The organism is Nocardia sp. NPDC004168 (genome assembly GCF_040610355.1).
GTDB lineage: Bacteria > Actinomycetota > Actinomycetes > Mycobacteriales > Mycobacteriaceae > Nocardia > Nocardia sichangensis.
The window spans coordinates 1-8,952 of sequence record NZ_JBEXME010000063.1 but is presented as its reverse complement, the minus strand read 5'-3'; the positions used below and the strand labels follow the sequence as shown (position 1 = coordinate 8,952).

Genomic DNA, 8,952 nt, shown 5'->3' with positions numbered 1-8,952 from the left:
GGCGGCAAGGACTATTACGAGATCGACCGCATCGCAGGCGATGCCGGGATCGAGGTGGATCCGGACATCACCACCATGGCGGTGCAGTCGCGCCAATTCCTCATCCGCGCGGTGGGCTACCTCGCCGGGGAACAGGGCATCCGCCAGTTCCTCGATATCGGCACCGGCCTGCCCACCATGCAGAACACCCACGAGGTCCCGCCCGCCACGAATGAATGCTTGGGAGGCAATCAGCCGTTGCCGACAACGCATCCGCAATCCCAGCACAGCGAATCGTTGTTGCCAGCGAACACCCTCAAGCAGCCTGACGCATGTCATGTCGAATGGACATAGCGCTGCGCGTTTGACATCGAGGTGGTCGAAACTTTGCGTACGCGAATGCAGTCATCGCAGGCGCACCGTATGGTGCCGCGACACGGGAAGATCAGCACCCTGCTAGCAGGAACAGATTGCCTCCATGGCCGGACCTGTCCCGCTCGAACCGCAAGCCAGCCTCGCCTCTACTCAGCGCCATCCGATGTGCACCTGCCCCCGTACGCACCGCACGCGCGATGGCGGCCGAGCCCGCTTATAGTCACTCGGATCCGACACCTAGCCGAGTTCGCCAGTGAGTCATGACAATGAGTCAACGCGAGTCAAAGTTTCCTGCGCCTGCCCCATCAACGGCTCGGACACCGCATTGCGAGAAATCAGTATTGAATCCGGTCAGACATCGTCGACCGATGATACGGCCTCACAATGAATCAGTCGTGGGATTCGATCGCCTCTACAGCGCGACACCGCGAGTCATCCAGTTTTCAGGCGTCCCCTTCCAGTACCCCACCACGATCGTCGAGTCGCCAGTCGGGGTGGCACATTGCGCCACAGCAACCATTGATCAACGCGGCCGCGTCAGTGATCGATCCGCCATCCGGAAGCTGGGCTGGCATCCAGGCCATCCAGTGACCATCTCGCACCAAGACCAGCTCGCAGTCGTGCATCCTGCCGACGACGGCCGCTGGACAGTCGGGCCGACCGGATACATCCATCTTCCGGCCAACATCCGCCACGCATGTGGCATGCAGTCCGGTGACCGGCTGTTACTGGTGGCATCCCTTACTCACGGGCGACTCGTCGTCTACACCACGCCACTGGTGGCCGCCGCACTCGCACAGTTCCAACCGAATCCTTGGGAGACCCAGTGACTTCCGAAGACGTCAGTACAGCCCTGCACTTGATCTCCAGACTGGGGCTGAAGCTTGAGGACCTCCTCGACGAGGCCACACGGCAAGGGCCTGCGCCGACTTTCAAGGAGTACATCGCACAGGTTTCGGCCTCGGCGTCAGAGAAGACCTTGAAGAATTACGGATCTTATTGGAAGGTCGTTGAGCAGAGGTGGGGTGACAGGCTCATAACCGAGCCGACGTACACGGAGATCGAACAACTCGTCAGCGAACACCGGGTGCGCGCGGGCGCTGTCGGACGATCGAACTCACGCGGCGGTGTCGGCGCCGCAGCAACCTTGGTTTCAGCGATTCGCAAGCTCTATCGCCACGCCGAACACGACAGGTTTATCCACCCGCTCGACAACCCAGCCGCAAAGGTCAGAAGAGCGCGGCCCCCCAGAAGCCCCAGGCATGCACTCGCTCTCGAACATATCCTCGACATTGGCCGCGTTGCCGCGACGACAGGCAATGACCGGCCGCTGGACGCGCTGATAGTGCGCATCCTGATCGAAACCGCCTGTCGCCGAGGTGGAATGCTCAGCTTGACCATCGATGACCTCAACGCGCACGACTGCCTTTTGCGCCTCCGCGAGAAAGGTGGAACCACAAGATGGCAACCCGTCTCCCCGACCCTGATGCGAAAAATCCTTCAGCACATCGAAGCCCGTGGTGGCGCAGATGCAACACGGCATGTCCTCCGGTACCGAGATGGAAGACCGGTAGGGGTGGCGCGCCTCAACAACCTGTTCGAGCGCATCAAAAAGTTCCTGCCTTGGGCGTCCTCGATCGGAGTTTCAGCGCATTGGATCCGCCATACCACACTAACTTTTGTCGAGCGAGAGTTCGGGATGGCAGTTTCCAGCGCCTACGCTGGCCATCAAGACAGACCCGGCCCAGGCCCCATCACCCTCACCTACACCAAAGCCAGCCTCCTCGACGTCGTTGAGGCGCTCGTCGCCCTGACCGGCGAGGCCCATCCACTACTTCCCGTCGGCACGCGGCATCCGTTGTCACACAGCGGCTGGCGGAAGCCCGTTGAGGCTGACACGGTAGGCTAGCGCGCTATGAACCTACTTTTGTGGCGAATTCGCTGCGAGATGGGTGTTCTAAGTTGTGAAAGGCGGGCAATTCAGCAAGCGCACCGCTAATTTCGGCCATTCCGCCCGGGGACGGCCGCGGCCGATCGGAAATGATCCGGCGGAGCCAGGCGCACCGATGCCGGGCCGCGCGGTGCAGCTAGAGCCTACGCGCGTGCCGAGGACACAGGGTTCGCCCCGCCTCACGGGCGATCTCGGCCAGCGCCATGGCCAGCCGCGCGGTGTCCGGCGCCACCGCGTCGGCACCGATCAGGCCCGACAGCGACACCGCGGCCACCGCCGCGCCGCGACCGCGAATCGGCACTGCCACGCATGTGATTCCGGGCACGGACTCCTCGTTGTCGACGGCGACACCCTGACGGTTGCGGATGCGGCCGAGTTCGCGATGCAGTTCGGCGCGGTCGGCGAGGGTGCGAGCGGTCAGTTGCGGCAGGCGATCCCGGAAGGACGCCTCCACGATGCTCGGGTCCAGCGTCGCCAGCAGCGCCTTGCCGAGTGCGGTGCTGTGCGCGGGCATCCGGCCGCCGAGCCGGGTGGGCACGCTGGCGGCGATCCGGCCGCCGACCTTGTCCAGGTACAACACATCGCGCCCGTCCAGAACGCCGAGATGGCCCACCATTCCGGTCTGCTGGCAGACGTCGTGCAGCAGTGGGCTCACCACATCGCGGATCTCGTTTTGGTCGGCGGCCAGGCCACCCAACTCCAGAGTGCGCAAGCCGAGCCGATAGCCGCCGGGCGCGTGCGCCAGCCAGCGCAGCCGGATCAGCTGGTCGAGGATGCGATGCACGGTAGAGCGCGGCAATCCGGTGCGCTCGGCCAGTTCGACGAGGGTGAGCGTCGGCGTCGCGCCGTCGAACGCCTCCAATATCAGCGTCATCCGCTCGATCATCGATGCCGGGGGCTGGCTCGGTCGTGCTGCCTGTCCGGATCCGGTCGGCAAATCCCCCGTCTCGGAATCGGTCATCACCTCGACCGTCATTGCCAACCTCCACGCGTGCTCGCGTAGAGCTTAGAGGCCGCTAAGCGGACCCGTGCGCGGAATCCTCGAGGGCGAAAAGCCACTCGCGGGTGTACCGCTCGGCCAGCAGGGGCAGGAAGTTGACGATGGTGGCGTGGTGTGCGACATGGTCGTAGGAGGCCTGGAGATGGTCCTCGATCGCGGCTTCGCTGGCGACGCCGTCGAATTCGTTCTCCAGGCGCCGCGCGGCCGCCTCGAGGGCGAGTTCTTGGTCGAGAGGGATCTGCTGGTTCGAGTCGTGGGTGGCATGGCGGTCGGTCATCGCAAGATTCCCCTGGTCGTGACGGATCGGTACCCAGGACGCTGTCGTGGCGCACGATAACGCCCGTCATATGGGTACCCGCCCCCGCCCGGTTCGACACCCTCGCCTGCGGCTGAGGTCCCCGATCCGGCCTCCGCTCCGGACGACACAGTTGATCCCCGCGGATCTCGATCCGTCCCTTCGCGACGCCGACTCGCACCAAAATAGAACACGTTCTTGTCTGCGGGGGCCGCGCGTGCCAGGCTCGACAGATGGATCTCGACGCCATCGAAGCCGTCCGCCAGTTGAAATACCGCTACTTCCGTGCCCTCGACCTCAAAGAGTGGGACGAGTTCGCCGACACCCTCGCGGTCGACGCGAAAGGGCGCTACGGCACCCACGCCATGGGCGAGCCGCTGAACCTCGACGGCCGTGACGCCATCACCGCGTTCATGCGGGAGAATCTCGGCCCCTCGGTGGTCACCGTCCACATCGCCAACCACCCGGAGATCGGCGTCGACGGCGCGACGGCCACGGGATCCTGGGCCTTCGAGGACACCGTGCTCGCCACCGAGTACGGGGTGCTGATCCGGGGAGCCGGCTACTACACCGACACCTACCGCCGCGACGACGACGGCAAGTGGCGCATCGCCTCCACGGCCTACCGGCGCATCTACGAATCCATGCAGTCGCTGTCGGACACACCCAGCTTCCAGTTGCTGTCCAACATGTGGGCGCCCGGTAAGTGACGGGCGGGAAAACGGTCCACTATCCGCCCGGTGGCGCTGGACGGTCCCGCGCCGCCCGGCGGATGCTGCGAACATGCCCTCGCTAGCGCCTGACGAGTTCACTCCCGAGATCACCTACCTGAACACCGCCTCCTTCGGTCTGCCGTCCGCCCGCGCCCTGACCGCGGTCCGCGAGGCGAGCACGAGCTGGGCCACCGGCCGCAGTGGCCCGACATCCCAAGTGGACCTTCTGGTACCGGACCTGCGCGCGGGCTTCGCCCGGCTGCTCGACGGTGCCACCGCCGATGACATAGCGCTCGGCAGCGGTGTCGCGGGCCTGATCGCACCCGTGGCCGCCGCACTGCCACCGGGCGCGGAGGTCCTCCTGCCGGAAGGCGAATTCGCCTCGGTCTCGATGCCTTTCGTGTACCGGGACGATCTCGTCGTGCGCTTCGCCCCTTTGGCGGAGCTGGCCGCGCAGGTCCGCCCGGAGACGGAGTTGGTGGCGGTGAGCGTGGTCCAATCCGCGGACGGCCGCGTCGCCGATCTCCCCGAGCTGCGCGCGGTCACCCGGGCCAACAACGCGCGTTTGCTCGTGGACGCCACCCAGGCCGCGGGCTGGCTGCCGCTGCGCTTCGCCGACGCGGACTACTGGGTCTGCGCCAGCTTCAAATGGCTGATCGGCGCGCGCAGCGTCGCGTTCCTCGCCACGCCGCCCGAGTTCGTCCCGCAGCTGCGTCCGATCGGCTCCAGTTGGTACGCCGCCGAGGACCGCTGGGCGGAGCTGTACCGCCCGGCCGCGCTGCCCGCGACGGCACGGCGATTCGACACGACGCCCGATTGGCTCGGCGTCGTGGCGGCGCTGGCGGGACTGTCGCTGATCGAGGAACTCACCGTCGACAAGATCGGCGCGCACGACCTCGAACTCGCCGGCCATTTCCGTGCCGGACTGCGCGAACTGGGTTTCGAGCCCGTCGAGGCGCCCTCGCCGATCGTCTCCGTCCCTGGCGCGGGCGACCTCGCGGCCCGGCTCGAGCAGGCCGAGGTGGTCGCCTCAGCGCGAGGCGGCGGCTTGCGATTCGCCTTCCACCTCTACAACAGCGCCGACGACATCGAGCGGGCACTGTCCGCGCTGCGAGCCGGGTAGTCCCCGCCGCGGGCCGCCTACTTGCGCGGCCAATCGAAACGGGCGAGCCCGAAGTGTTGGCCGAGCAACCGCGCCGACGACATCGAGCGGGCACTGTCCGCGCCGCGAGCCCGGTGGTCCCCGCCGCGGGCCGCATACTTGCGCGGCCAGTCGAAGCGGGCGAGCCCGAAGCGTGGCCGAGCAACAGCGCCAACACTTCCGGTCGGCTGTTTGCGTCCGAGTTCGCGACGAGGGGGCACTGTCGCCTGCGGGCCGGGTAGCTCCGCGTGCTACCGAGCCGGTCACACGACCGGGCGGGGCCAATAGCGTGACACGCTTGTCGCCGGCCGACCGGCACGCCGTGCAGCCGGTCGGTCGGTAGGCCGGTCGCCCGGTCGGTCGGCAAGCCGCAGCTCATCGATGACCTCGACCGCGCACAGTCCGCGCGGTACGCCGAATAGCCTCGGCCGGGGCCGCCGTGCGATGGGCCAGTAGCTCCGCAGGCCTTCTACCTCCTACCTCCGCGTACCGCGTGGGCCGGGTGGTGGGTCAGCGACCGGGACGCTGCGCGGGAGCGGTGATCAGCGGGAGATCGAGCGCGGTGAGAATTCCGGCGGGCGCCGCGACCACGGCTGGAATCGCGTTGACGATGCGCAGGCCGGTCGCCAGCACGGTCGCGTAGTTGTGATCTCCGTTGCGGCTCGAGGTCACCAAGTCCAACGCGTAATTGGGCTCGCCGGTGATCTCGACCCGGTAGGAGCCCTCCGGGTCCGCCGGTTGGGGCCAGTCCGGGCACAGGTCGGGACGCAGCCTGGTCACGTGCTCGAGCACCGTGACGGGCACGTCTCCGACCATGCCCCGCACTTCGAAACGCAGTGCCGCCGCCGTTCCTTCGGCGATGTGCCCGGTCGCGATATCGAACGACTCCGGCGCCGCGATCCGCTCGTAAGATTGCGTGACGGCGTCGAGGGTGACCCCGATCCCGGCCGCGAGCTGGCGAACCGTGCCGCCCCAGGCGAGCGACAGCACGCCGGGCTGCAACAGCATGGGGATCTCGTCGAGTGGCTTGCCGAAGCCCATGATGTCGAACATGACCGCGCGGTTGTCGTAGCTGGCGTAGTCCACGATCTCCAGACAGCGCAGCTGATCGATGCGCAGACAGGTCCCCGCGAGCGCGAGCGGCAGCAGGTCGTTGGCGAAACCGGGGTCGATGCCGTTCACCCACAGCGACGAATCGCCCTGCGCGGCCGCCTCCTGCACCGGCTTCAGCAACTCGTCGGGCAGCACGCCGTAGGGGTACTGGAAGAATACGGGTGCGCACGCGACGACATTGATCCCGGCGGCCAGGATGCGTTGCAGATCCTGTACGGCTTCGAACAGCCGGTTGTCGGTCATGCAGCAGTAGACGACGCAGTCCGGACGCGACGCGAGCAATGCCTCCGCGTCGGTCGTCGCGGCGACGCCGACGGGCTGATCGAGCCCCCCGAGCGTCCCCGCGTCCGCTCCGCTCTTGGAACCGGACACCCACACCCCGGTCAATTCCAGCTCAGGATGGGCGATTACGCCGGCCAAGGCATGCTTGCCCACATTGCCGGTGCCCCATTGCACTACGCGATATGTCATGTCACAGGTCCGGGATCGGAAGGTCGAGGTTGGGAACGATCAAACCGCCGTCGGGCTCGAGAATCTTGCCGGTGAGATACTTCCCCGCGGGGGACACCAGATAGAGCGCGGCCGCTGCGATGTCCTCCGGTTCGCCGATGCGATGCAGCGGTGTCTTCGACTCCAATTCGGTACGCATGGCGTCGTTTCCGGCGACGACCTCCAGTGCGGAGGTCAGGATCGAGCCCGGCGCGATGGCATTGACCCGGATACGCGGATTGAGGTCGAGAGCGGCGAGCTTGGTGTAATGGGCCAGAGCCGCCTTGGCGGTGCCGTATGCCGCGAACGCACGTCCGGGGAGCCGCCCCATCGTGGACGTGATGTTGAGAATCGAGCCGCCGCCCGCCGTTTCGAGCATGCGCGGCACCGCGGCGCGGACCAAGGAGTGCGCGTTCGAGACGTTGAAGTCGAACGCGTCCCGCAGTGCCTGCGGCGTCGTGTCCAGCAGCGGGCACGGCAGTGCGCCGCCCACGTTGTTCACCACGATGTCCAATCGCCCGAAGCGTTCGACCGCCGTCTCGGCGAGTGCCGCTGTGGCCTCGGCGTCGCTCAGATCCGCGGGTACAACGTGGGCCTGTCGCCCGGTGGCGGAAACCCGCTCGGCTACCTCGTCGAGCTGGCTTTTGGTTCGTGCGGCGATGACGACATTCGCACCCGCCTCCGCGAACGCGACCGCTATAGCCGCGCCCAGGCCACGTCCTGCGCCGGTGACTATCGCGACCTGATCATCGATTCGGAACCGTTCCAGAATCATTCACGCTCCTAAGCGGCGACTGACGAATATTCGACAGCATGTGATCTAATATTCGTCATCGTAAGTCGCTCACCGAGCCGGGACAAGGGATTGCCATCATGCCGGACCGATCTGCGTCGCCGCCCACGCGGCGCGTCGTCGACATCGTGTCGCTACTGGCGACCTCCGGGGAGCCGATCAGCGTCGCGGGCATCGCCGAACGGCTGGGCATCGCGCGCGCGACCGCGACCGCGATCCTGGTCGAGTTGGACGCGGCCGGTTGGGTCGTGCGCGACCCGGCTCGTGGTTACGGCATCGGCCCGGCGCTGGTGGGATTGCACGGCGCCGCGCTTCCACAGGACGTGGGCGAGCTCCTCGCCGGTCTCGCTGCCCGGACCGGCTATGGCGCCACGTTCAGCCGCATCGAGCCGGACCGGCTCACGGTGCTCGACGTCCGGCACGGCGTCGACCGGGTGGTGCCGGGAATCCCGGTGGGACATCGCATTCCGCTCCAATTCCCGGCCGGCGCGAGTGTGATGCCGTGGCGTCCGGCAAAGGAGCAGAATACGTGGCTGAACACCGCCGACGAGGCGGATCAACGCATCGTCGGCGCGCTGCTGGCACTGGTGCGTGAACGCGGGGTCGCGGTGTTCCGACCGCGCGCCGACGATGCGGGCCTGGTCGACCTGCTCGCCGATCTACTCGGCGCGGTCGGATCCGAATTGCTGCGACCGCATCTGCGTACTCGCGCGCTACGCCAGCTCGCCGCGCTCACGTCCCGGCCTTTCACGCGGGCGGAGCTGGATTCGGATGAGATATTGCCGCTGAGTTATCTCGCGGCCCCGGTTTTCGATGCGAGCGGCACCGCGGCCTACGAAGTTCAGCTGGGGCCATTGCAGGTGGCGACGACGCGCGTGGAACGCGATGAATTCGTCGATGCGACCCGCAGCGCGGCAGCCGAATTGACGAACGCGCTCACCACCGGTCGGCATGGAAAGTAATTCTGTGCATAAATGACGAAAGGCCCTCGACGGTGTCGAGGGCCTTTCGTGAAAGGATGTTCCGGCGGTGTCCTACTCTCCCACACCCTGTCGAGTGCAGTACCATCGGCGCTGGCAGGCTTAGCTTCCGGGTTCGGAATG

Annotated in this window: 10 protein-coding genes; 6 read left to right on the top strand and 4 right to left on the bottom strand. The window is 66.7% G+C overall.

The window, feature by feature from the left end; all coding sequences use genetic code 11:
• The 3 genes from ABZW96_RS36865 to ABZW96_RS36855 form a co-directional block, all read left to right on the top strand.
• Positions 1 to 333 (top strand): SAM-dependent methyltransferase (locus tag ABZW96_RS36865; protein ID WP_355081436.1); only part of this gene is annotated, 333 nt, incomplete at its 5' end.
• Between the two features lie 416 nt (positions 334 to 749).
• Positions 750 to 1,184 carry a hypothetical protein gene (locus ABZW96_RS36860; RefSeq protein WP_355081434.1) on the top strand — a complete coding sequence of 145 codons (435 nt, stop codon included), beginning with the start codon at positions 750 to 752 and terminating at the stop codon, positions 1,182 to 1,184.
• A complete protein-coding gene (locus ABZW96_RS36855; protein ID WP_355081432.1) occupies positions 1,181 to 2,263 on the top strand; it encodes a site-specific integrase in 1,083 nt (360 codons plus the stop codon). Before ABZW96_RS36860 ends, ABZW96_RS36855 begins: the two co-directional genes overlap by 4 nt.
• Positions 2,264 to 2,441: 178 nt before the next feature.
• Here ABZW96_RS36855 and ABZW96_RS36850 read toward each other — a convergent pair whose 3' ends face one another.
• Positions 2,442 to 3,179, bottom strand: coding sequence for an IclR family transcriptional regulator (locus ABZW96_RS36850; protein WP_355081430.1), 738 nt, complete (start codon positions 3,177 to 3,179; stop codon positions 2,442 to 2,444).
• Between the two features lie 142 nt (positions 3,180 to 3,321).
• Complete coding sequence (locus ABZW96_RS36845) at positions 3,322 to 3,582, bottom strand: three-helix bundle dimerization domain-containing protein (protein WP_355081428.1); 261 nt, start codon at positions 3,580 to 3,582, stop codon at positions 3,322 to 3,324.
• 251 nt (positions 3,583 to 3,833) lie between these two features.
• On the opposite strand from ABZW96_RS36845, the gene ABZW96_RS36840 reads away from it, so the two are divergent.
• Positions 3,834 to 4,310, top strand: coding sequence for a nuclear transport factor 2 family protein (locus tag ABZW96_RS36840; RefSeq protein WP_355081427.1), 477 nt, complete (start codon positions 3,834 to 3,836; stop codon positions 4,308 to 4,310).
• Positions 4,311 to 4,383: 73 nt separating this feature from the next.
• Positions 4,384 to 5,436, top strand: coding sequence for an aminotransferase class V-fold PLP-dependent enzyme (locus tag ABZW96_RS36835; protein WP_355081426.1), 1,053 nt, complete (start codon positions 4,384 to 4,386; stop codon positions 5,434 to 5,436).
• A 528-nt stretch (positions 5,437 to 5,964) separates the two neighbouring features.
• Here ABZW96_RS36835 and ABZW96_RS36830 read toward each other — a convergent pair.
• Together ABZW96_RS36830 and ABZW96_RS36825 are read right to left on the bottom strand one after the other, a co-directional pair.
• Positions 5,965 to 7,038, bottom strand: coding sequence for a diacylglycerol kinase (locus ABZW96_RS36830; protein ID WP_355081424.1), 1,074 nt, complete (start codon positions 7,036 to 7,038; stop codon positions 5,965 to 5,967).
• A 1-nt stretch (position 7,039) separates the two neighbouring features.
• Positions 7,040 to 7,831, bottom strand: a complete 792-nt coding sequence (locus ABZW96_RS36825) for an SDR family oxidoreductase (RefSeq protein WP_355081422.1) — start codon at positions 7,829 to 7,831, stop codon at positions 7,040 to 7,042.
• A gap of 98 nt (positions 7,832 to 7,929) precedes the next feature.
• Between ABZW96_RS36825 and ABZW96_RS36820 the strand changes: the two genes are divergently transcribed.
• Complete coding sequence (locus ABZW96_RS36820) at positions 7,930 to 8,811, top strand: helix-turn-helix domain-containing protein (RefSeq protein ID WP_355081420.1); 882 nt, start codon at positions 7,930 to 7,932, stop codon at positions 8,809 to 8,811.
• The last annotated feature ends 141 nt before the right edge of the window (positions 8,812 to 8,952 follow it).

Excerpts from the sequence above, each read along its gene's own strand:
- ABZW96_RS36850 (WP_355081430.1), bottom strand. The coding sequence starts at position 3,179 with ATGACGCTGATATTGGAGGCGTTCGACGGCGCGACGCCGACGCTCACC.
- ABZW96_RS36845 (WP_355081428.1), bottom strand. The coding sequence starts at position 3,582 with ATGACCGACCGCCATGCCACCCACGACTCGAACCAGCAGATCCCTCTC.
- ABZW96_RS36840 (WP_355081427.1), top strand. The coding sequence starts at position 3,834 with ATGGATCTCGACGCCATCGAAGCCGTCCGCCAGTTGAAATACCGCTAC.
- ABZW96_RS36835 (WP_355081426.1), top strand. The coding sequence starts at position 4,384 with ATGCCCTCGCTAGCGCCTGACGAGTTCACTCCCGAGATCACCTACCTG.
- ABZW96_RS36830 (WP_355081424.1), bottom strand. The coding sequence starts at position 7,038 with ATGACATATCGCGTAGTGCAATGGGGCACCGGCAATGTGGGCAAGCAT.
- ABZW96_RS36825 (WP_355081422.1), bottom strand. The coding sequence starts at position 7,831 with ATGATTCTGGAACGGTTCCGAATCGATGATCAGGTCGCGATAGTCACC.
- ABZW96_RS36820 (WP_355081420.1), top strand. The coding sequence starts at position 7,930 with ATGCCGGACCGATCTGCGTCGCCGCCCACGCGGCGCGTCGTCGACATC.